At 57.1% G+C, this 22,836-nt stretch carries 21 protein-coding genes; 9 read left to right on the top strand and 12 right to left on the bottom strand.

Translation table 11 applies throughout. The features are described 5' to 3' along the window. Window positions 1-63 precede the first annotated feature (63 nt). The 3 genes from NH344_RS10460 to NH344_RS10450 all read right to left on the bottom strand — a co-directional run bounded on the left by NH344_RS10460 (window position 64) and on the right by NH344_RS10450 (window position 3,346). On the bottom strand, window positions 64-789 hold the full coding sequence (locus NH344_RS10460; protein ID WP_253027884.1) for a 3'-5' exonuclease: 726 nt from the start codon (window positions 787-789) through the stop codon (window positions 64-66). 1 nt (window position 790) lies between these two features. After that, entirely contained in the window at window positions 791-2,701 is a 1,911-nt protein-coding gene (locus tag NH344_RS10455; RefSeq protein WP_253027883.1) for a DUF294 nucleotidyltransferase-like domain-containing protein, read from the bottom strand. 255 nt (window positions 2,702-2,956) lie between these two features. Further along, window positions 2,957-3,346, bottom strand: coding sequence for a DUF4168 domain-containing protein (locus tag NH344_RS10450; RefSeq protein ID WP_044630697.1), 390 nt, complete (start codon window positions 3,344-3,346; stop codon window positions 2,957-2,959). 146 nt (window positions 3,347-3,492) lie between these two features. Between NH344_RS10450 and NH344_RS10445 the strand changes: the two genes are divergently transcribed. The 3 genes from NH344_RS10445 (at window position 3,493) to iscB (ending at window position 6,890) form a co-directional block, all read left to right on the top strand. Continuing rightward, a complete protein-coding gene (locus NH344_RS10445; RefSeq protein WP_137093538.1) occupies window positions 3,493-4,416 on the top strand; it encodes a DMT family transporter in 924 nt (307 codons plus the stop codon). A 118-nt stretch (window positions 4,417-4,534) separates the two neighbouring features. Then, window positions 4,535-5,224: an EAL domain-containing protein gene (locus NH344_RS10440; RefSeq protein ID WP_044630695.1), complete on the top strand. Its 690-nt coding sequence runs from the start codon at window positions 4,535-4,537 to the stop codon at window positions 5,222-5,224. A 295-nt stretch (window positions 5,225-5,519) separates the two neighbouring features. Next, window positions 5,520-6,890 carry an RNA-guided endonuclease IscB gene (gene iscB / locus NH344_RS10435; protein WP_137093540.1) on the top strand — a complete coding sequence of 457 codons (1,371 nt, stop codon included), beginning with the start codon at window positions 5,520-5,522 and terminating at the stop codon, window positions 6,888-6,890. A 93-nt stretch (window positions 6,891-6,983) separates the two neighbouring features. Here the strand turns inward: iscB and mtgA are convergent, their stop codons facing one another. The 4 genes from mtgA to NH344_RS10415 all read right to left on the bottom strand — a co-directional run bounded on the left by mtgA (window position 6,984) and on the right by NH344_RS10415 (window position 10,539). Next, window positions 6,984-7,700 carry a monofunctional biosynthetic peptidoglycan transglycosylase gene (mtgA, locus tag NH344_RS10430; protein WP_253027882.1) on the bottom strand — a complete coding sequence of 239 codons (717 nt, stop codon included), beginning with the start codon at window positions 7,698-7,700 and terminating at the stop codon, window positions 6,984-6,986. 10 nt (window positions 7,701-7,710) lie between these two features. Then, a complete protein-coding gene (gene fghA, locus NH344_RS10425) occupies window positions 7,711-8,565 on the bottom strand; it encodes an S-formylglutathione hydrolase (RefSeq protein WP_062373955.1) in 855 nt (284 codons plus the stop codon). Window positions 8,566-8,648: 83 nt separating this feature from the next. After that, window positions 8,649-9,758 (bottom strand): S-(hydroxymethyl)glutathione dehydrogenase/class III alcohol dehydrogenase, encoded by a 1,110-nt coding sequence (locus tag NH344_RS10420; protein ID WP_058577505.1) that lies wholly within the window; start codon window positions 9,756-9,758, stop codon window positions 8,649-8,651. A gap of 88 nt (window positions 9,759-9,846) precedes the next feature. Further along, window positions 9,847-10,539, bottom strand: a complete 693-nt coding sequence (locus tag NH344_RS10415; RefSeq protein ID WP_253027881.1) for an MBL fold metallo-hydrolase — start codon at window positions 10,537-10,539, stop codon at window positions 9,847-9,849. Window positions 10,540-10,656: 117 nt separating this feature from the next. Between NH344_RS10415 and NH344_RS10410 the strand changes: the two genes are divergently transcribed. Beyond that, the gene (locus NH344_RS10410) at window positions 10,657-11,544 is read left to right on the top strand and encodes a LysR family transcriptional regulator (protein WP_054641524.1); all 888 of its coding nucleotides are present in this window, start codon (window positions 10,657-10,659) and stop codon (window positions 11,542-11,544) included. Here the strand turns inward: NH344_RS10410 and NH344_RS10405 are convergent. Further along, window positions 11,541-12,908, bottom strand: coding sequence for an L-serine ammonia-lyase (locus NH344_RS10405; protein ID WP_253027880.1), 1,368 nt, complete (start codon window positions 12,906-12,908; stop codon window positions 11,541-11,543). The two genes, NH344_RS10410 and NH344_RS10405, sit on opposite strands and share 4 nt — an antisense overlap. A gap of 183 nt (window positions 12,909-13,091) precedes the next feature. Here NH344_RS10405 and NH344_RS10400 point away from each other — a divergent pair, with 183 nt between their 5' ends. Both NH344_RS10400 and NH344_RS10395 read left to right on the top strand, forming a co-directional pair. Beyond that, entirely contained in the window at window positions 13,092-13,730 is a 639-nt protein-coding gene (locus NH344_RS10400; RefSeq protein WP_058577503.1) for a hypothetical protein, read from the top strand. Window positions 13,731-13,906: 176 nt separating this feature from the next. Continuing rightward, window positions 13,907-15,478, top strand: coding sequence for an AbgT family transporter (locus NH344_RS10395; RefSeq protein ID WP_058577520.1), 1,572 nt, complete (start codon window positions 13,907-13,909; stop codon window positions 15,476-15,478). A gap of 109 nt (window positions 15,479-15,587) precedes the next feature. Here NH344_RS10395 and rpoD read toward each other — a convergent pair whose 3' ends face one another. The 3 genes from rpoD to rpsU form a co-directional block, all read right to left on the bottom strand. Continuing rightward, window positions 15,588-17,444 carry an RNA polymerase sigma factor RpoD gene (rpoD, locus tag NH344_RS10390; protein WP_044629663.1) on the bottom strand — a complete coding sequence of 619 codons (1,857 nt, stop codon included), beginning with the start codon at window positions 17,442-17,444 and terminating at the stop codon, window positions 15,588-15,590. A 235-nt stretch (window positions 17,445-17,679) separates the two neighbouring features. Then, on the bottom strand, window positions 17,680-19,539 hold the full coding sequence (gene dnaG / locus NH344_RS10385) for a DNA primase (RefSeq protein ID WP_253027879.1): 1,860 nt from the start codon (window positions 19,537-19,539) through the stop codon (window positions 17,680-17,682). A gap of 187 nt (window positions 19,540-19,726) precedes the next feature. Continuing rightward, entirely contained in the window at window positions 19,727-19,942 is a 216-nt protein-coding gene (gene rpsU / locus NH344_RS10380; RefSeq protein ID WP_016416934.1) for a 30S ribosomal protein S21, read from the bottom strand. A 200-nt stretch (window positions 19,943-20,142) separates the two neighbouring features. On the opposite strand from rpsU, the gene tsaD reads away from it, so the two are divergent. Beyond that, window positions 20,143-21,186, top strand: coding sequence for a tRNA (adenosine(37)-N6)-threonylcarbamoyltransferase complex transferase subunit TsaD (gene tsaD / locus NH344_RS10375; protein WP_058577501.1), 1,044 nt, complete (start codon window positions 20,143-20,145; stop codon window positions 21,184-21,186). Window positions 21,187-21,237: 51 nt separating this feature from the next. Here the strand turns inward: tsaD and plsY are convergent, their stop codons facing one another. Next, complete coding sequence (gene plsY, locus NH344_RS10370; protein WP_074210214.1) at window positions 21,238-21,807, bottom strand: glycerol-3-phosphate 1-O-acyltransferase PlsY; 570 nt, start codon at window positions 21,805-21,807, stop codon at window positions 21,238-21,240. A gap of 101 nt (window positions 21,808-21,908) precedes the next feature. Here plsY and folB point away from each other — a divergent pair, with 101 nt between their 5' ends. Then, entirely contained in the window at window positions 21,909-22,289 is a 381-nt protein-coding gene (gene folB, locus NH344_RS10365; RefSeq protein WP_044629667.1) for a dihydroneopterin aldolase, read from the top strand. Beyond that, complete coding sequence (gene folK, locus NH344_RS10360) at window positions 22,286-22,831, top strand: 2-amino-4-hydroxy-6-hydroxymethyldihydropteridine diphosphokinase (RefSeq protein ID WP_137093555.1); 546 nt, start codon at window positions 22,286-22,288, stop codon at window positions 22,829-22,831. Before folB ends, folK begins: the two co-directional genes overlap by 4 nt. Window positions 22,832-22,836 lie beyond the last annotated feature (5 nt).

The raw sequence follows: 22,836 nt of genomic DNA, 5'->3' as shown, positions 1-22,836 counted from the left end.
CGGCAAGACGTCAACGGGCAGCCCAAGGGCTGCCCGTTTTATTATGCAAAGAAGGTGCGAGCGCTAACACCACAGCGCTTTTAAAGGCGTCTCAGGGCTATAGCGATTGGCGATTTGCGCCTGCAAAAGCTCGGCAGTGGCAAGAGCATCAATGAGCGCATGGTGGCCTTGGTAAACGGGTAAGCCGTAGCGCTCGCGGCTGGCGTTGAGGCGAATCGATACCGGCGGACGCCCCAGCCAGCGGCGAAAGCGCGCCCACAGTGTTTGTCGATGCCACCGCGCTTCCAATGACATCGTATCAATCATCGGAAACAGCACCCCCTCACCCCGCCGCGCTTTCACCGCTGCATCAAGAAAGGGCCGCTCAATATTGCGAAAGTGAACCACCACTACCCGCCCTGCCAACTCCGCTAACAGTTCATCCAGCACGCTATCCAAGTCTGGCGCATCAGCAATTTCAGAATGCGTGATGTGATGGTAAGCAATCGACGCTTCATCCAGCGGTCTGGGCGGCTTCACGACCCAGTAACGGCGCTGAGCCATGGATATACGCCCTAACGTAAACGGCACGACGCCAATGCTGACGATCGCATGGCGTCGCTCATCGAGTCCGGTGGTTTCCATATCCAGCGCCACCATGGGCACTTCTGACAAGGGCGTATCAGGATCAGGCATGGGCGTGTTGAAAAAGCGCTTCAACATCTCATCTTGAGCTCGCTCAGCGCGGGCTTCCATATAACTCGCCCAGTCGGCCTGAGTAACTTTTTGGCGCGGTCGTATGCCGTGCATATCAGCGCCCCTGCCGTTGGGTGGGAACGGGATAGCGGAACTTCAAAAACTTCTGGGCATTGCTCAGCACCTGAAAAGCGTCTTTCAGGGTATGGCGTTCGCTATCTTCCACGTTTTCGGGCTCGATGTTGTTATCCGGCTCACGCTCCTCCTGCAGGTCGATCATTTGATGGCGTATCCGCGACATGCACAAAAACTCGAACGCATAGTTCAGCTTGTCGCTGACACCGGTCGCCAGCAACTGGGTTTTGCTGATGTCGTCCAAGCGCTGGAAGGAGTTTTGCGCTTTGGAACCGCAGGCCAATGCATGCACGCGAATCAAATCCACCATCGGTGCCGTTCCGCGCCGCTTTAGGTTGATGGAGTTATTGTGCTTGCCATCTTTTTCCATCACAAACGTGCGGAAAAAGCCTAATGGCGGCGTGCGGTTGAGCGCATTACGTGCCATAGCGGCTAAGAACAACGGCGACTTGGGAGCGGTTTGGGCAATCAAATCCTGCAACGTTTCAACGAACAGGTCTTCCCCATAGACGCTATCCAGATCAAAAAATATCGAGCTGTGCAGCAGCTTCTCGGGCGTTGGGTTCGCCATCCAGTCCTGGAAGTAGCGTTTCCATACCGACAGCGGCTGACGCCACTGGCGATTGGTCGCCATCACATCGCCCTTGCAATAGGTGTAGCCACAGGCGGCCAAGCCATCGCTGACGAACGCCGCCAGGGCATGGAAGTACTCGTCGTGCTCTTCGGGGACGAAGTCATCAGAGAGAATCAGCGCATTATCCTGGTCGGTGACAATGCTCTGCTCATTACGCGCCATGGAGCCATTGACCATGTAGCAATAAGGCACTGGCGGCGGCCCAAGGGTATCTTCTGCCAGTTCTAACAACCGTCGAGTAAAGCTACGCCCAATAGTGGAAAGCGCACTGCCCACCATTTGTGAGTTGGCCCCCTCCTGTACCATCCGCACAAAGGCGGCGCGTACGTCTGGCGCTAGCTTGGCAAGCCCCTGGGCGCTGGACTGGTTGAAGATATTGCTCACCAGATAAAGACCGCTCTGGGTTTCATAGCGAATAATATCGGAAAGGTGCACGACCCCCACCGGGCGCTGGCGGTAAAGCACCGGCAGGTGATGCACGTTGCTACGCAGCATGGTCAGCATCGCTTCATACACGGATGCATCGGACTGGACGGTAATCAGCCGCTCGGAGATGACCTCTCCCACAGGGGTGCTGGGCGATAGCCCCTCGGCCACGACCCGCGTGCGGAAATCGCTATCGGTGAGAATGCCGCACACCTGCCAGGTTTTGCCTTCGCTATCCTGGAAGCTGTAGCGGGGGTTATCGCTACCTTCATTAATCACCAGCACCGCAGAGGCCTGGGCATCGCTAATCTGCTTGGCCGCCTGTTGTACGCTGGTGGTGGATTCGACCATCACCGGGTAACGGGTGACCAGCTTACGAATACGGGTCACCATCATGTCGTTAGACTTCTTCTGCTGCTCGGCGGCGGTCTCTAACCGAGGACGCTCCAACTCGACGAAGTCAGCGAAGTCATCATCCTCTTCGCATAGCCGTTGAAATACCTCATTGGGAATAAAGTAAATCAAGGTATCTTCAATAGCTTTGGCGGGAAAGCGGACCTTATGGTTACGCAGCAGGCTAAAGTGGCCAAAGATATCCCCCTCGCCTAGGCGGTTATAGAGCTCCCCTTGGCGGCGATAGACTTCAACTGCGCCGCTGCGGATGTAGCAAAGCTCGTCGAGGGTATCGTTGAGCTCCAGAATATCGCTGCCCGTTTTGAAGTAGCTTACCTCTACCTGCTCGGCAATCGCGTCCAGCAGTTCATCCGACAAACCATCAAACGGGGGAAACTGCCCCATGTGCTGGCGTATTTCTAATAACTCGACGTCCATACGCTCTCCTGCTGGGCGCTTTGTCTCTTTAGCTGGCTATCCGGCAACCAATCCTGGGCTAAGTTTGTCTTGAACAACCAATATCGACAACCCTTGGGGAATGAAAACGTAGTGATAAATAATGGTGACTAATAAAAAAGCCCAACGCATGTACGTTGGGCTTTGGTCGGCTTGCGGCGTGACAGTTACTTCGCACGTTAAGGAAAATCTGTCACTATCGGCATAGCCTTAGATGAATCACTTAAGAAATGGCGCTTATGGCTGGTTAGCCATCTCTTGAACGCGCTGCATCATTTCTGGATCTTGCTGAATGGACTGACCGATTGCATTGAACGTATCGACATCCAAGCCGCTATCTTCGACGACTTCGATCATGCGGTCGTTAGCTTCAGCGCGAACTTCCTGTTGTGTGGCTTCGTCTTCTGCTTCCTGCAGACGCTGGGTGTACTCTTGCGAGATCACGGCGATTTCTTGAGAAGCATCGGCGAACTGCTGTAGCTGCTGATCAGAAAAATCCTGAGTCGGGGCTTGTTGAGTAGCCATTGGGTCTTGCGCTTGACCGTCGGCTTGTTGGGCGTGAGCGGTGCCCGCCATCAGACCCGTCGCAAGAAGTGCAGCAGAGAACAGAGCAGTCATACGTTGCATGGTAAGAAACCTCATTGACGCGTTATGAATGTGCCCAGTGTGACGCGTCGTTTGGGCGCTGGTTCAATCTTTTATGTAAAACTCAGTAACAAAAAGAACAAAGCGTAAGTCATCCAACTCACGAATCATGCTACTTCAGGAAGATTATGTCTATTAATTTCAGAAAGTTAACAGATAAGGACGCCGCCTCTCTTGGTTTGACTGCCATGCCAGGCCTGTTCGTTCTGTTGTGGAGTACTGGCTTTATTGGCGCAAAATTTGGCCTCCCCTACGCCGAGCCATTCACCTTCTTATTTATCCGTTTTGTACTCACGCTAATGCTACTGATTCCACTGACGTGGCTGATGCGTATTTCCTGGCCTTCATCACCCAGGTTATGGAAACACATTGCGGTATCGGGTTTGCTGGTCCATGGCACCTATTTAGGGGGTGTGTTTTACGGCATTTATTTGGGCATGCCAGCGGGCTTGACTGCTCTGCTCGTCGGCCTTCAGCCGCTATTAACGGCCGCCTGTGCTGGCCCACTGCTAGGCGAACGGCTCACTAAACAGCAGTGGCTAGGCCTATTATTGGGCTTAATCGGCATTAGCTTGGTATTAGGCAGTAAATTGGAGCTGGGCAGTACCCTGTTTAGCGGTTTTGGTGCAGGGGCACTGATTAGCGTGATGGCAGCGCTGGCAGGTATTTCCCTCGGCACGCTGTATCAAAAGCGCTACTGCACCAGTATGCCCTTGCTGTCCGGCGCGGTGATTCAGTACATGGCAGCTGGTGTGCTCTTAGGGTTTGGCGCACTGCTGTTTGAAAGCCGGGAAGTTGAGTGGAGTATGACGTTTATTCTAACGCTTGGCTGGCTCGTGCTGATTCTATCAATTGCCGCTATCCTGCTATTAATGGCCTTGATAAAGAAGGGGGAGGCTTCTCGTGTAGCGAGTCTCTTTTATCTGGTGCCTCCAGTCACGGCACTTCAGGCGTGGTGGCTATTCGATGAGCGTTTGCCGCTGCTGGGATTGGCAGGCATGGTCATTGCCATTATCGGCGTGGTCATGGTGGTACGCCCCTCGACGACATAATTCGATACGAAAAAAACGAATCTTCCAGGGCTTGGAAAAAATGACTGCACAACCTCACTGCGCCAGGGTCGACGGCGCTTGCAACCGATGCGATACCCCAGTTCCCTTTGCGTTTACGATGGCTTTTCAACCGATAGTAGATGTGACTCAGCGGCAGGTGGTTTATTACGAAGCATTAGTGCGTGGCATAAACGGAGAGTCGGCCTTTTCGATCCTCAGTCAAGTGACCGATGAGCTAATGTACCGCTTTGATCAAGCTTGCCGGGTAAAGGCAATCGAACTTGCCAGCGAGCTGGGCATGACTGAACGGCTTTCGATTAACTTTCTGCCTAATGCTGTGTACGAGCCGGAAGCCTGCATTCAATCGACGCTAGAGACATCACGCCGGGTCGGCTGGCCAACTGAGCGGCTCAATTTTGAAATTACTGAAACCGAGCGCGTAGTGGATCGTGCCCATATGCGCTCAATTATCGACAGCTATCGCCGTATGGGCTTTACTACGTCGCTGGATGATTTCGGCAACGGCTACGCGAACTTGGACCTACTGACGGACCTTCACCCCGATACGCTAAAAATCGACCGCGAACTGGTGATGGAGTGCGATAGCAATAGCCGCCGCCAAGCCATTCTGAAAAGCATGGTGGCACTGGCCCGCACCCTGGGCACCCAGCTAGTGGCGGAGGGTGTCGAGACCCGTGAAGAGTCGCGCTGCCTGTTGGCGCTGGGTATTGCCGTGCAGCAAGGCTATTACTTTGCCCGCCCAGAGGTGGGCAAACTGCCCACCGTGGCGCTGGAAAAGTATGACTAGAAAAACCTGTCAATTACCTCCGGCTGAAGCCGGAGGCTTGTGAAAGCAAGCCTAGTTGACCAGGGTAAGCGGGCGGTACAGCCGCTACGTTGGTAACAGGTCGCCAAGACTCACCCACGGATGCTTCCTCAGTCCGTGGCTCTGAAAGGTCAAGATCATGCTGGCGCAAGGTAAAACGCCGAAGGTCTTGACCGCTGCCACAAGGCAGGAGCCGGTTATCGACATTCCCGAGGGGAGACGGGGCGCAAGCCCTGCGACACAAGGCCCGTAAGGGCATTGATTAGGAGGAAATCGCATGGCGATTTTCGTACTGGACAAAAAGAAGCAACCGCTGATGCCGTGCAGTGAAAAACGCGCTCGGTTGCTGCTGGCGCGTGGTCGTGCCGTGGTGCATAAGCGTTACCCGTTCACGATTCGGCTCAAGGATCGCGTCGGTGGCGAGACGCAACCGCTTCGCCTGGGCATCGACCCTGGCAGCAAAACGACCGGGCTGGCGCTGATGCGCGAACCGGACAGTCAGCAGCGGCATATGCTGTGCCTGTTTGAACTGGTCCATCGCGGCCTTCAGATCAAAAAGGCATTACAGCAACGAGCGGCTTTTCGGCGTCGCCGCCGCAGTGCCAACCTGCGCTACCGCGCCCCGCGCTTCAATAATCGCACCAAACCTAAGGGCTGGCTGGCACCGTCGCTGCAGCATCGTGTCGATACCGTCACGGCCTGGGTGAAACGGTTGAGTCGTTTGGCTCCTGTAACAGCCATCAGCCAAGAGTTGGTGCGCTTTGACACGCAGAAGCTAGAAAACCCCGAGATCAGCGGCGTGGAGTACCAGCAAGGCACGCTGTTGGGCTACGAAGTACGCGAGTACCTGCTGGAAAAATGGGAGCGTGAGTGTGCCTACTGTGGCACCGGCGACACGCCGCTGGAAATCGAGCATGTGGTGCCGCGTTCACGCGGCGGCTCGAATCGTGTCAGCAATTTGACGCTGAGTTGCCATCCCTGTAATGCCGAGAAAGATAGCCAGACACTGACCGATTTTTTCGCCACCAACAAAGGCCTGAAAAAGCGCCTCAAAGCCAATGGCCACGCCGCTGACGCTCGTTTAGATCGCGTACAGCGCCAGCTCAAGCAACCGATGCGCGATGCCAGTGCGGTCAATGCGACCCGCTGGGCGCTGTTCTCCGCGCTCAAAACCACGGATTTACCGGTCGCTGTGAGCAGCGGTGGCCACACCAAATACAACCGACAGCGCCTCAACATCCCCAAGACGCATGCCTTGGACGCCGCTTGTGTCGGGGCTTTCGAGAAACTGCATGACTGGACAGTGCCGACACTGACGATCAAGGCGATGGGGCGCGGCAGCTACCAGCGCACCCGCTTAACGAAACACGGGTTTCCGCGTGGCTATCTGATGCGGCAGAAGCAGGTGCACGGCTTTCAAACCGGCGACATGGTGCGTGCGATAGTACCCACCGGCAAGAAGGCTGGCACCTATACGGGCCGTGTCGCCGTTCGTAAGCGAGGGAGCTTCAACATTCAACGTTCAGCGGGCACGGTGTCTGATATCTCGTACAAATACTGCACCCTCATCCAACGGAGTGATGGCTACGGCTACTACGTCACACCCTTCACCAACCTAACAGGAGGAGCGGGACAGGCGGTGGCGTAACTCAGTCGCCCTGAGGGCGACGCGCTATCCCTCCCGGCACTAGAAGTACCGGGTACCCCGCGCAAAATCAGATGGTTCGTTAGTTGTGAACGATTAAAGCCGTTCAAGAAAGGAAGTGCCGCCTAAATTACGCATTTGCTGGCGAATCCATTGGCTGCGACGCTCTACCTGGGCGTCGGGCCTAGAGGCACTGCGATTCCGAGGATTGGGTAAAATGGCGGCTAGCAGGCTTGCCTGCCTCTCGGTCAAGGCACTTCCGGAAGCACCAAAGTAGTGGTCGGCGGCAGCTTCCAGCCCAAACACCCCGGTATCCCACTCGGCCACGTTCAGGTACACCTCCAGAATCCGCTGCTTGCTCCAGAAGGTTTCGATCAGCAGGGTGAACCAAGCCTCCAGCCCTTTGCGCAGCCAGCTGCGCCCACTCCATAGGAAAACGTTCTTGGCCGTTTGCTGGCTGAGCGTACTGGCCCCCCGCAGCCTCGAGCCATCGCGGCTGGCCTCCCAGGCACGACGCAGCTCTACCACATCGAAACCTCGATGAATCGGGAAGCGTTGGTCCTCGGCGGCAATCACCGCCAGCTTGGCGTTATTCGAGAGATTCTCCCAACTACGCCACTGGCGCTGAATATCAACCGGTTCGCTGTTTATCCAGCTTTGCACCTTACGTTCAACCATCACCATGGAGCCCGGTGGCGGAACAAAGCGAAATAGCAGCACCAGGGCAACGGAGAGCACCACGAAGCCAAGCGCACCACGCCAGATAAGACGCCATAACAGACGAAGAAAACGGCGCAGCGCGCGATTGAGCATCTCGGAATCCTTAGCGTTTCATGAGGTGTTCCGCATGATAGCGCAAATGGTCCTCAATGAACGAGGCGATAAAGAAGTAGCTGTGGTCATAACCTGGCTGGCGACGCAGCGTCAGCGGGTGGTCATGCTCTTCACACACGGCTTCCAAACGCTCGGGCATCAGCTGCTCTTCCAAGAACTGGTCCGCTTCGCCTTGGTCGATAAACAGCCGCTGGCGGGACGCCCCGTTGGCCACTAGCTCGCAGGCGTCGTACTGGCGCCAGCGGGACTGGTCATCACCCAGATAGCTGGTGAACGCTTTTTGCCCCCAGGGGCAGTTCATGGGGTTCACAATCGGCGCAAAGGCGGAGACCGAACGGAACCGGCCAGGATGGCGCAGGGCAAGAATCAGCGCCCCATGGCCACCCATGGAGTGACCGCTGATAGATTCGCGCCCATTAACGGGGAAGTGCTGGCGCACCACCGACGGTAACTCTTCAATCACGTAATCGTACATACGGTAGTTGGATTTCCACGGCGCCTGGGTGGCGTTCACGTAGAAACCCGCCCCGGAGCCAAGGTCATAGCTATCGTGCTCGCCGGGGAGATCGGTGCCACGCGGGCTGGTATCCGGACAGATAATCGCCACGCCTAATTCGGCGGCAATGCGGTGCGCGCCAGCCTTCTGCATAAAGTTTTCGTCGTTGCAGGTCAGGCCCGATAGCCACCATAACAGCGGAACACGCTCGTTTTCTGCCTGGGGTGGCAGGTACACGGCGAAGACCATGTCGCAATCCAGCGCCCGGGAGTAGTGGCGGTAGCGCTTGTGCCAACCGCCGCAGCTGCGGTTGGCCGACACCAGTTCTAAGGTTTCACTCATGCTCATGGGGCAGGCTCCTTCAGAAGATGAAAACGCGGCGGGTCTCCCCTACCGCGTTCGTTTATCTGGTTTCTTTCGCTAGATGATACTCAGTAATGCAGGACGGTACGAATGCTCTTGCCTTCATGGAGCAGATCGAAAGCTTCGTTGATCTTCTCAAACGGCATATCGTGGGTGATAAAGTCGTCGATGTTGAGCTCGCCATTCATATAGCGATCCACATAGCCCGGCAGCTCGCTACGGCCTTTCACACCACCGAACGCCGAGCCTTTCCAAACGCGGCCTGTCACCAGCTGGAAGGGACGGGTTGAGATCTCTTCGCCTGCGCCTGCCACGCCAACAATGATCGATTCACCCCAGCCTTTGTGGCAGCACTCAAGCGCTGAACGCATCACGTTGACGTTGCCGATACACTCAAACGAGTAGTCGACGCCGCCATCGGTCATATCAACGATGACCTGCTGGATCGGGTCACTGTAATCTTTGGGGTTGACGAAATCAGTCGCGCCGAACTGCTTGGCCAGCACAAATTTGTCTGGATTGACATCAATCGCGATGATTTTAGAAGCTTTCGCCATCACCGCCCCCTGAATCACCGCCAAGCCAATGGCACCCAAGCCGAACACGGCAACGGTAGAGCCGGGCTCTACTTTCGCGGTATTCATAACGGCACCAATACCCGTGGTAACACCGCAGCCCAGCAGGCAGATTTTATCCATCGGCGCTTCTTTGGAGACCACCGCCAGCGACACTTCCGGCAACACGGTGTACTCACTAAACGTGGAGGTGCCCATGTAGTGGTGCAGCATTTTGCCGTCTAGCGAGAAGCGTGATGTGCCGTCTGGCATGACACCTTTACCTTGGGTCGCACGTACGCTACCACAGAGGTTGGTTTTACCTGAGAGGCAGAATTTACACTTGCCGCACTCGGCGGTGTAGAGCGGAATAACGTGGTCACCAGGTTTCACGCTGGTAACACCTTCGCCTACTTCTTGAACAACGCCCGCGCCCTCGTGGCCCAGTACGGCTGGAAAGTTGCCCTCAGGGTCGGCACCGGACAGCGTAAAGGCGTCTGTGTGACACACGCTGGTGGCGGCCATTTTCACCAGCACTTCTCCCGCCTTCGGGCCTTCAACATCAATCTCAACCAGCTCAAGCGGCTTACCCGCTTCTAATGCAACCGCAGCACGTGATTTCATGGTCACTCCTAGCTAAAGTTTATTGACTATCGTTTAAATGTCTGTAAGCGAGCACGCCGTGGCGCACTCGACTTACCAAGGGTGTGGATTACTCGCTATCGCGGGCGATAGGCGCAAACTCAATGGGCAGCCAGCGGTAGCCTTCTTCGTCTTCGACGATGTGACCGATGCCCGGGAACGGCATGTGAGCACCGGCCACCCAGTGCTTCTCATCGACCGCTCTCTCCAGCACCGCTTCACGTGTGTGTACCGCTTGCTCGGGGTCGGAATCGAATTCGATGGCAACGCTTGGGTCAGCAAACTGCACGCCGTAGCTGTGGACGACATCGCCCCATACCAACATGGCGTCGTCACCACTATTGAGCATAAAGCTCGCATGGCCCGGCGTATGGCCGTGAGTATCCCGCGCAACGATGCCCATCAGCAGCTCATCGCCCGACGCAAAGGGGCTGAATCGGCCAGCCTCTTGATAGGGCGCCACGGCCTCTTGCGCCATGGTAAAGAAGGCACGCTCCTCCTCTGGAAGCGCTTGAGAGCGCTCTTCGTCCAACCAGAAGTCAGCGTCGCCTTCGCTGGCGCGCAGCTCGGCATTGGGATAGACCGCCTCACCGTTCTCATCCACCAAACCGCACACATGGTCCGGGTGCAGGTGGGTCATCAAGATCGTATCGACCTGTTCCGGTGCATAGCCCGACGCGCGTAAGTTCTGCTCGACCTGGCCCAGAGTGGGACCAATGCACGCCGTGGCCAGCGTGAAGAGATCATCGACATCATCAAACACTCCATGAAAACGCGAGAGAGACCTGAAGTGTAGGTCAGCTAGGCGAGAAAGATAAAGCGGGATACACTCACAAGATTATTGCTACTGAGCAATAATCCATCCACTGAAGGGCGACGCATGCAGCGCTGGGATCGTATCGAAGCTTTCGTCGAGGTGGTCAGGCTGGGCACCTTTTCCGCCGCCGCTCGACACCTCAAAGTCTCTACCTCGCATATCAGCCGTTTGGTCAGTCAGCTAGAGAACCAGCTAGGCGTGCAGCTACTCTACCGCACCACGCGGCAGATTCGGCTGACCGATGCGGGGGCCTTGTACGCGGAGCACTGCCGCCATTTGTTCGATGGGCTGCGTGATGCCGAGCAGGCGATCAGCGAGCTGCAGGCCAAACCCCATGGGCTACTAAAACTGACCTCGGCAACGACTTTCGGCGAGCGCTACGTTGCCCCGCTAGTCAATGACTTCCAGCGCCTGCACCCTCAGCTCGAAGTACACATGCACTTCACCAATCGCCCGGTGGAGTTGATCGAAGAGGGTTTCGACATCGCCATTCGCATGGGGGTGTTGAAAGACTCCAGCCTGATTGCCCGGCGGCTGTGCGGACGCCGCGAATACGTGGTGGGCTCACAGGCCTATTTTCGTCAGGCGCCCCGTCCCCACACGCTGGGCGAGCTGAGCCAACACCGCTGCCTGCTGGGGTCGCGCCCCAACTGGCTGTTCGAAGTGCACGGTCAGCGGCGAGAGGTCAAGGTAGAGGGGTGCTGGAGCAGCAACTCGGGGCCTGCCCTGCTGGATGCCGCCCTCAAAGGGCTGGGGCTCGCCCAGCTGCCGGATTACTACGTGGCGCCTTATCTGGCCAGTGGAGAGTTAGTGTCGGTGCTGGAGCCATTCCAACACCACGACACGGCGGTGTGGGCGGTGTACCCTCGCCACCGCCACTTATCGCCCAAGATTCGTCAGTTGGTCGACCATTTGGTCGACCATATCGACACTCTGTTACCCGCTCATTAGCATTCGATGGTATTGACTGCGAGACCACCTTTCGAGGTCTCTTTGTACTTATCCTGCATATCGCGCCCGGTATCGCGCATGGTGCGGATCACTTTATCCAGCGAGACGAAGTGGTCGCCGTCACCGTGCAGCGCCATGCGTGCGGCATTGATCGCCTTCACCGAGGCAATGGCGTTGCGCTCAATACAGGGTACCTGCACCAACCCTGCCACCGGGTCGCAGGTGAGCCCTAAGTTGTGTTCCAGGCCAATTTCCGCGGCGTTTTCTACCTGCTTGGGCGTACCGCCCAGCACTTCGGCCAGCCCGGCCGCGGCCATGGCGCAGGCAGAGCCCACCTCCCCTTGGCACCCCACTTCAGCGCCGGAAATTGAAGCGTTCTTTTTGCATAGAATGCCCATGGCACCGGCAGTCAGCAAAAAATTCACTACATCGGCATCGCAGGCGTCCGGCTCGAACTTTAGATAGTACGCCAGCACGGCGGGCACGATACCCGCGGCACCGTTGGTAGGCGCGGTCACCATCCGCTTACCAGCGGCATTCTCTTCGTTCACTGCTAGCGCAAACAGGTTGACCCAATCCATCACGCTGAAACTGCTGACGATCAGGCGCTGCTGGGCGGGCGGCGAAAGCAGTTGCTGATGCAGGGCGTTGGCGCGACGGCGCACGTTCAGCCCACCGGGCAACCGACCGGTGGCTTTCAATCCGTTCTCGATACTGTCACGCATGGCGTGCCAGATCTTCAGCAGTTCGGTACGGATGGTGTCTTCGCTGCGCCAGGCTTTCTCGTTTTCCAGCATCAGCTGGCTGATACGCAAATCATTCGCCTGGCACAGTGCCAATAGCTCGTTACCCGATTCGAACGGATAAGGCAGCGCCGTCTTGTCCTCATCCAGCCCGCCCTGATCGGCACAGGCCTGGTCCACATAGAAGCCGCCGCCCAGCGAGTAGTAAGTGTTGGTCGCGATGACCCGCTCTTGCTGGTAGGCCGTGATCACCATGGCATTGGGATGAAAGGCCAGACAGGTCTCGTCCCACTCGATGTCTCGCGCACGGTCGAAGGGCAGCGAATGCCCATTGGGCAGCGTCAGTGGCGTCCCGTCGTCCAGCGCCGCCAGGCGTCCGGCAATGCTGTCGGGCTCGATGGACTCGGGCATTTCACCCATCAGGCCCATCACCACCGCATTGTCGGTGCCGTGGCCTACCCCAGTCGCGGCCAACGACCCGTGCAGCCGCACCACCAGCCGTGACACTGGCGCTTCCGGCAACGCCATCACGAAATCCCGCGCCGCGCGCATGGGCCCCACGGTATGCGAGCTGGATGGGCCAATGCCTATCCGAAACAGATCAAAGACGCTAATAGCCATGGTGACACCCGCCCCTCAACGGTCGTTATTGCTTTCATGTCGTTACTTTGCAGTGTAACCCGCCATTCGTCGAGATATTCCTGGCACGTTCGACGTGTCAGCACAGAAAAGTGACGATATAATAAACATCCATTCATGCATGTTTGTTGTTTGACTGATCTCGCCTGACGTAGAGGAACCGTGATGCCACCCTCCTGGCCTATTGATTTTCGCACTGCGCTGCTGCGCGCGACACTCTATATACTCTTCATCGGAGGCATCGCCCAAGGCGCGTATCTGGAAGCGTTGTATCTGCCTAGCGTGCGCTATACCGAGCTGGGGTTCACCGAGCTGACCCAGACCTTCATTCTGATCAGTTGCTGCACCCTGCTCCTCTACGTACGCCATGTACTGAAAGTATGGCCCACGGTGACCCTTCTGCTGCTGGCCTTCCTCGCTGCCTCGCTGGTACGTGAGCAGGACTACTTTCTCGATGAGTACGTCGCACGGCATACCTGGAAAATCCTGGTCACCATGATCATCCTCCCCTCACTGGCCTGGGTCGTGTACCAGCGCCAGCGTTTTCTGGAGGAGTTTCGCCACTACAGCAACACCTTCTCGTTTGGCCTATTTGCGGCAGGCGTGCTGGTCACCTATATCTTTTCTCGCCTTTATGGACGCCAAGATTTTTGGCGAGCCGTGTTGCAAGAGCACTATATCCGTGACTTCAAAGACATTGCCGAAGAGGCCATCGAACTACTCGGCTACAGCTTGATTCTGTTTGCCACCATCGAGCTTCTCTTTCTCGCACGACGCATCCATCGCGCACGGCAAACGCCTTAACCAATCACTTACCCCCCAGCCAAACACCGCTGACGCCCCGCGTCAGCGGTGTTTCATTTTTTACATCTCCCTATACGTAAAGCCATTTGCGCCGCTTGCATTATCAACGTAGTGTCAGCCACCAAACCTACATGGGCATTTTTGCTGAAAAACAACCTATCAACGATATAAATCTTATGACAAACTCACAAAATCGTGAAGAAAACCTAAAACGCGGAGCATTTACCCGCTTTCTCGATAGCGTCGAGTGGCTAGGTAATCTGCTGCCGCACCCGGTCACACTATTTGCCATTCTCTGCGTACTGGTCGTTGTGGCGAGCGGCATTGCGGCAGCGCTTGGCGTTTCAGTCGCTGACCCGCGCCCCGCCAATGAGGGCGAGTGGATTGCAGTGAACTCACTCTTAAACGCGGAAGGTCTACGCCGCCTGGTTACCGAAATGGTGACTAACTTCACCAGCTTTGCGCCCCTGGGCACGGTACTAGTGGCCATGCTAGGGGTGGGAGTTGCCGAACACTCTGGCTTGTTGTCCGCTAGCATGCGCGCACTAGTGCTTAACCGTTCACCACGCATCGTCACCTATGCAGTGGTGTTTGCCGGAATCATGTCGAACATGGCCGCCGAGCTTGGCTATGTGGTACTGATTCCGCTAGCAGCGATGATCTTTCATTCCTTAGGTCGGCACCCGCTAGCGGGCCTGGCGGCGGCGTTTTGTGGCGTCTCCGGCGGCTACAGCGCCAACTTATTGATTGGCACCGTCGACCCGCTGCTCTCTGGCATTACCCAGGAAGCGGCACGGTTGCTCGACCCTACCTATTCAGTCGGGGCTGAAGCCAACTGGTTCTTTATGTTTGCCAGCACCTTCTTTGTGACTCTCATTGGCGGCTTGGTCACCGAACGCATTGTGGAACCTAAGCTTGGCAAGTTTGACTCCGCCTATGCGGATAGCGATATCGACCAGAACCGTATGGAGGGCCTGACGCCCACTGAAAAGCGGGCACTAAAAGGTACCGGCTTAGCCACCCTGGCCCTCATTGCGCTGGTCGCTGTGATGGTAGTGCCAGAAAGTGGCATTCTGCGGAACCCGGAGACGGGCCTTGTGAGCGGCTCACCCTTCCTGCGCGGCATTGTGGTTATTGTCGCCATTGCCTTCACCGTGCTGGGCTTTGTCTATGGTCGACTCGCGGGCACCATGCAAAACGATCGCGATATCGTCGATGCCATGGCCAAAAGCATGAGCAGCCTGGGGCTCTATATTGTACTGGTGTTCTTTGCCGCTCAGTTCGTGGCGCTGTTCAACTGGAGTAATTTTGGCACCGTGACTGCCGTGGCGGGCGCTGACCTGCTGGACTCTCTTGGCTTGCGCGGCCCGGGCTTGTTTGCGCTGTTCATCCTCATGTGTGCCTTCGTCAACCTCTCGCTGGGCAGCGCCTCGGCGCAGTGGGCGGTCACTGCCCCCATCTTCGTGCCCATGCTGATGCTGATGGGCTACGCTCCCGAGGTCATTCAGGCGGCGTATAGGATCGGCGACTCCGTCACCAACTTGATTACACCGATGATGAGCTACTTTGGCCTGATTCTCGCAGTGGCGACCCGTTATCGTAACGACATGGGCATCGGCACGCTGGTCGCTCTCATGCTGCCTTACACGCTGTTCATGCTGATCGGTTGGAGCGTGCTGTTCTTTATCTGGGTGTTTATTCTTGGCTTGCCGGTTGGTCCAGGCTCTGCCACTTACTACACGCTCTAAGCTTTAAACGGCATAACATAAACCGAAAAGCCCGCCGTTCAGAGAACGGCGGGCTTTTCGGTCTTCGTGGCGACTCTATTTCACCACTCACTCTTCACTACTCGCGGCTTTACTCGTCTAGGAACGAACGAAGCGGTTCTGAGCGGCTGGGGTGACGCAGCTTGCGCAGCGCTTTGGCCTCGATCTGACGAATCCGCTCACGGGTGACGTCAAACTGTTTGCCCACCTCTTCCAACGTGTGGTCGGTGTTCATGTCGATACCGAAACGCATACGCAGGACTTTCGCTTCGCGGGCAGTCAAGCCACCCAGCACGTTGCGGGTTGCTTCGATCAAGCCTTCGCCGGTGGCCATATCGATCGGCAGCAACATGGTGCCGTCTTCGATAAAGTCACCCAGGTGCGAATCGTCGTCATCACCAATCGGCGTCTCCATAGAGATCGGCTCTTTGGCGATTTTGAGCACCTTGCGCACCTTGTCTTCCGGCATTTCCAGGCGTTCGCCCAGCTCTTCCGGCGTCGGCTCACGACCCATCTCTTGCAGCATTTGACGGGAGACGCGGTTGAGCTTGTTGATCGTCTCGATCATGTGGACCGGAATACGAATGGTCCGCGCCTGATCGGCAATCGAGCGAGTGATGGCCTGACGAATCCACCATGTCGCGTAGGTCGAGAACTTGTAGCCACGACGGTATTCGAACTTGTCCACCGCCTTCATCAAGCCGATGTTGCCTTCCTGAATCAGATCGAGGAATTGCAGGCCGCGGTTGGTGTACTTCTTGGCAATCGAGATTACCAAGCGCAAGTTCGCCTCAACCATCTCTTTCTTGGCGCGACGAGCTTTTGCTTCACCAATCGACAGCTTGCGATTCACCTCTTTGAGGTCGGCAACCGAGAGCTGCACCATGTCCTCTTCGAAGGCAATCTTACGCTGAGCGCGGGCGATATCGGCACGCAGTGGCTCTAAGCGGTCAGCGTACTTGGGATGCGCTTCTTGGAAGGCGTCCAGCCACGTCGGATCCGACTCGTGGCCCGGGAACGACTTGATGAACGTCTTGCGCGGCACCTTGGCTTTCTTGACGCACAGCTGCATGACCGCTTTTTCTTGGGCACGCACCTGTTCAACGCTGATACGTATCTGACCGACCAAACGCTCAAAGTGTTTAGGCACCAGCTTAATCGGCGAGAACAGCTCCGCTAGGCGGGCTTGTTCAGCCTTGAGCTCAGCGCTACCCCGACCATGCTTGGCCAGCACTGCTTCAACGGCAGCATTTTGCTCACGAATCTGCTCAAAACGTGCCTTCGCCTCTTCGGGGTCCGGGCCACCTTCACTGGCGGTAGTGTCGTCCTCTTCGTCGTCATCGTCGCTGTCGATATCGTCATCATCGCTCAGCTCAGTCTCAACGACAGGCTCCGGCACTTCCGCTTCAGCAACACCCGGAATACCTTCGTCGGGGTCGATAAAGCCAGAGAACAGGTCAGATAGGCGCCCAGGTGCTTCTTCATCCTGGGTAGCGTCGTAGGCTTCGAGAATAGAGGCAACTGCACCCGGCAAATAAGCCAGTGCGGACATCACTTCCCGCGTGCCTTCTTCGATCCGCTTGGCGATTTCGATTTCGCCTTCACGGGTCAAAAGCTCAACCGTTCCCATTTCACGCATGTACATGCGCACGGGGTCGGTGGTGCGACCTACGTCGCTTTCCACGGCGGCGAGTGCCGCAACGGCCTCTTCCGCAGCGGACTCGTCCGTGGAGTGATCCGACATCATCAAAGTGTCTTCATCTGGCGCTTCCTCAACGACACTAATACCCATGTCGTTGATCATGCCAATGATGTCTTCCACTTGATCCGGGTCGGCGATATCCTCGGGTAGATGGTCGTTGACCTCGGCATAGGTCAGGTAGCCCTGTTCCTTGCCGCGCGCGATCAACTCCTTCAGACGTGACTGCTGCTGCGCATTTCCAGCCATAGAAACCCTATCTCGACGAAGAAGAATGAAACACCTGGGGCGCTGAATCGATTAAACTCAACAAGCCGAACAGTATAGCGTAAATAGCTGGAATTTTTCCAGCGAAACGTATTTGCGCGGTCATTCAGGTGTGTTAGGTTGTTCGGTTAGGCCAGCGCCTGGCGACTAACCCTGTATGTGGTGCTGAAGCTTGTTAATTCAACCCCATTGTGCGAATTGCTTTGGTTTGACGCCCTCATATGCGCTGAATTAGCTCCATCATCAGACTCGCCAACCGCTGCCGCTGAGCTTTATCCAGCTTCTGGCCAGAACGCTCTAGTGCCAACAGCGCATCGTACTCTTCCTGGGGCGAACGCTTACGCTGCTTCTCGACCAAATGCTCTACCAGCCCGCTTAGCTCTGCTTCCCTTGCCCCCTTAGGAATCAGCAGCTCCCGCTGTGCCAGCTCTGCCAACACCTGCCCCTCATGGCTACCCTGAAAATGCGCTAACACCACCTGCGGACTGCGATAGCGTCCGGCGCGCAGCAGCTCGATTAAAGCGCGGCACAGCGGCGCCTCTTCACTATTTTCTGGCAGCCAATCCAGCGATTCGGGTAGCGACGCCACCAAACGCGGCTCATGAAGCAGCAGCTGCACAATACGGCTCACCGTAGAGAGCGTTTGCAGCCTTGCCCCTTGGCGGCGGCCACGTGCCGCCGAGCGAGGCAGCGCCTGCTCTGGCACCATTTCAGCGGCTGGTTCCTCAACAGGCCCCCACTGCGGCAACGCTTTTGCAGCGGCATCTGCCGTGCGCCTATCTAACAGCGCCTGCAACTGCGACTGCGCCAGCCCGCTACGCTTTGCCAGTGATTCAAGCAGTAGCGATTTGAGCATGCCTTCAGGCACTTTGTTCAATGCCTCTAGCACCTGGGTGGCAAAACGCTCGCGCCCTTCCACGGTATTCAAATCGCGCCCCTGGGCGGCCTGCTCGAAGAGAAACTCCGAGAGCGGCATCGCACAGGTGACACGATCTTCGAACGCCTCTCTGCCCTCGCGACGCACCAGCGAATCCGGGTCGTCACCTTCCGGCAAAAACAGAAACCTTGCCTCGCGCCCATCGATCATCTGCGGGAGTGCGGTTTCCAACGCGCGACTTGCCGCTTGGCGGCCCGCCCGGTCACCGTCGAAGCAGAACACTACCCGGCTCACCAAACGAAACAGGCGGCTCAAGTGATCTTCCGTGGTCGCCGTGCCCAACGTAGCGACGGCGTTATGAATGCCGAACTGAGCCAGCGCCACCACGTCCATATAGCCTTCGACCATCACCAACTGCTCAAGTTTGCTAGACGCTTGACGCGCCTCGTACAAACCATATAGCTCGCGCCCTTTATGAAAGACAGGCGTTTCTGGTGAATTAAGATATTTGGGCTGTTCATCCCCCATGACCCGGCCGCCAAAGGCGATGGTTCGGCCACGCAGATCGCGGATGGGAAACATCACCCGGTCACGAAAGCGGTCATAGGTGCGGCCGGTATCTTCCCGGTGAATCAGCAGGCCGTACTCTACCTGTACCGGCTCGCCGATACCTTTTGCAGACAAGTGCTGTTTGAGCGCCTCCCAGCCACCCGGTGCATAACCAATACCATAGGTGTCGATGACCTCTGGCGACAGTCCACGGCCCTGCAGGTAGCGCTGAGCACTTTGACCCTCCTGCATTTTCAGCCGCTCACGGTAGAAGCTGGCGGCCACTTCCAGCAGGTTGACGCCCTCTTTACGCTTTTTCTCGCGCTGCTGAGCACGCGGGTCATCCGCTCCCTCACGGGGAACATCGAGACCTAAACGCCCGGCCAACTGCTCTACCGCCTCGGGGAACGGCAGCTTGTCGTACTCCATCAAAAAGCGCAGCGCGTTGCCATGAGCGCCACAGCCAAAACAGTGGTAGAACTGTTTATCGGCACTCACCGTAAACGACGGCGTTTTTTCTTGATGGAAAGGACACAAACCGGAGAAGTTACGACCCGCTTTCTTGAGCTGCACGCGCTCGCCGACAACCTCCACCACGTCAACGCGGCCGAGCAGATCGTCAATGAAACGCTGTGGAATTTGGCCTGCCATGAACTGCGGGCATCCTCGCGCGAAGCGCTAATGGGCGAGTCTAACGTCATCAGACAGCGCGCCTGATCACCTTAAACCGCGCAAAACACACATCACAGAACGAAAAACAAACGGCCACCTAGTGGCGGCCGCTTGGCATCCCTCTTGAGATAACCGGCTAACTGCGCAGGCTATCCCCAGGTACGGATCAATAGAGCCGTTCGAAACGCTTACGCTCACGCTGCAACTTCTTGGCGTGACGTTTTACGGCAGCTGCCGCTTTGCGCTTGCGCTCAGCAGTCGGCTTCTCGTAGTGCTCGCGACGACGTACTTCAGAGAGAACGCCAGCTTTTTCGCAAGAACGCTTGAAGCGACGCAGGGCGACGTCAAACGGCTCGTTATCACGTACTTTTACAGAAGGCATTAAGCACTCACCTACCTTAAGGAGTCTTGAGTTCGGATAGTTCGCACACCGAACACAACGGTGTACGACCCAGTTTTACAGCGCACAGTAGTCTAGTCGCGGTTGGCGATCTTTGCAAATGCTTACGCCCCTCTACTGCCATAATGCTAGACTAGCCGGTTTTAAACCTCTGCCTTACCACCTACACGAGTTCTTTTGCCATGCGCGTACTGGGCATTGAAACGTCTTGCGATGAAACTGGCGTCGCTATTTACGATACCGCGTTCACCGGTGGACAGGGTCTGCTGTCCGATGCGCTGTATAGCCAAATCGCCATGCATGCGGAGTATGGCGGCGTCGTGCCTGAGCTGGCCTCTCGGGATCACACCCGTAAACTGCTGCCTTTGATCGAGCAGGTACTACAGGACGCGAATCTGACAAGAAACGACCTGGACGGTATCGCCTACACTGCCGGACCAGGCTTAGTTGGTGCCTTGATGGTGGGCGCTAGCACCGCTCACGGCATGGCCAAAGCTCTGAACATACCGGTGCTGGGCGTTCACCACATGGAGGGCCACCTGCTCGCCCCGATGCTGGAAGATGACGCGCCGGAGTTCCCGTTCGTGGCCCTTCTGGTCTCGGGCGGCCACACTCAGCTAGTCGAAGTACAGGGGTTAGGGCACTACCAACTGCTGGGGGAGTCGGTGGATGACGCCGCCGGGGAGGCTTTCGACAAGGCCGCCAAAATGCTCGGCCTTGCTTATCCAGGCGGCCCGCTGGTCGCAAAGCTTGCCGAACAGGGCGACCCAAAGCGCTTTCGTTTTCCGCGCCCAATGACTGATCGTCCGGGGCTGGACTTCAGTTTCTCAGGCCTTAAAACCCACACCCTAACGGCCATTCGCCAGCTAGAAGCGGCAGACGAACTGGATGATCAGGCGAAGGCCGACGTTGCGCGAGCCTTCGAAGAAGCCGTCGTCGATACACTGGTGATCAAATGCCGCCGCGCCCTTGACCAAACCGGCCTAAAACGCATCGTGATGGCAGGCGGCGTGAGCGCCAATACGCGCTTGCGTGAACGGCTAGCGCTGGAGACCCAAAAGCGCCAAGCCCGTGCTTATTACCCTCGCGGGCGCTTTTGTACCGACAACGGCGCCATGATTGCCTATGTCGGTGCGCAGCGCTTGGCAGCCGGCGAGCGTGATGACAACGGCATAATGCAGGCGACCCCTCGCTGGCCGCTCGATACGCTTACAGCACCACGGTAGCTCTCGCGCCTATCCGCGTAGGGCTATCCGCGTAGGGCTATCCGCGTAGGGCTATCCGCGTAGGGGCGGCTCTTCCCCACGGCGTAAGCGGCGAATATTGAGGCCATGGCGGGCCAATACGAGCAGGCTAAAGCCCCCTACAACGCTGACGTAGCCGGGGGCTAGCCAGAGGCACAGCAGCGGGGCCAGTAGCGCGCTAATAAGCGAGGCTGCCGCTGCGGTACGCAAACGCCATGCGAGTAGCGCCCAGCAAAGCGCCGTGATCAGCGCCACGCTGGGCACCAATACCAGCAACACGCCAAACGCACTGGAGACCGACTTTCCACCACGGAAGCTAAACCAAATCGGGTAGCTGTGTCCCAGCAGCACAGCCAAGCCGACAAGCCCCTGCAGCCATACCGGCAGCGCCAGCAGCTTGGCAGCCAGCACGGCAGGCACCCCTTTTAACGCATCGAGCAGCAGCGTGGCCGCGGCGAGCCTTGGACCATACAGGCGGAGCACGTTAGAAAAACCTGGATTATAGGAGCCACAAAACCGAGGATCGGCAACGCCTGCCCAGCGGCACACACTCACTGCCGCCAGCCAACTGCCGCTTAAATAGCCGATCACTATCCATATCATGGCCTGCCCACCCTGGCATTAGCGGCCAACGCCGCTGCCTTACTGTCGTTTCTGGTCATCCTCAAGTACAATCGCCCGCTTGTTGACCCTGGGGAAGGCCTGTGGACCGCATTTTGATCGAAGCACTCACCGTAGACACCGTCATCGGTGTGTACGACTGGGAACGCACGATAACGCAATCGCTGAGCCTGGATCTATCGCTGGCAACGGATATTCGGCCAGCGGCCGCTACGGATGATTTACGCTTAACGCTTGATTATGCCGCGATATGCCAGCGAATCCAGCAGTTCGCCGATGAGCATCAGTTCGCCTTGGTAGAAACCTTCGCTGAACGTCTCGCCGCCTGCTTGCAACATGAATTCCCGATTAGCTGGCTGCGCATGACCGTCCGAAAGCCGGGCGCGGTGCCTCAAGCGGCAAGCGTTGGTCTTGAAATCACTCGCGGTACGCTGCCGGAGGCTACCAAGGACCCGAACTTATGAGCCTGGTAACTCTCAGTCTAGGCAGCAACATTGATCCCGACACGCATATTCGCCTCTGCCTGGATGCTCTGGAAGCTACGTTTGGCCGCGTACAGATATCGCGCATTTTTGAAAGCGAGCCCGTAGGTTTCAAGGACAGCCGCAACTTTTACAACTTAGTGGTGGCGTTTGATAGCGACTGGTCGGTGGGTGAGCTCCAGGCGTGGTCTAAGCAGCTTGAGATTGATCATGGCCGCACCCCCAACATGGCTAAATACAGCCCTCGTGCTCTGGATATCGACCTGCTGACCGTCGGCAGTGTCTGCGATACGATTGATGGCGTCGCCCTGCCCCGCGCGGAAATCACCCGCAATGCCTTTGTGCTCCAGCCACTCGCTGAACTGTTACCCAACGAGCGCCACCCCGCCTGCCAAACATCCTACGCTACACTCTGGAAGCGCTTCACATTAGGTGACCAGCGCCTGTGGGCGATTGATTTTCACTGGCGGGGCCGTTGGATTTCCCAAGCAGATCCGCAGCCTCGTGCGGCGATGCCGCGCTAGCGCGA

The sequence above is a fragment of the Halomonas sp. Ps84H-12 genome (genome assembly GCF_024124725.1).
Taxonomy (GTDB): Bacteria; Pseudomonadota; Gammaproteobacteria; order Pseudomonadales; family Halomonadaceae; genus Vreelandella; species Vreelandella aquamarina.
The sequence above is the reverse complement of the archived record's forward strand: the minus strand, read 5'-3'. Positions and strand labels throughout refer to the sequence as shown.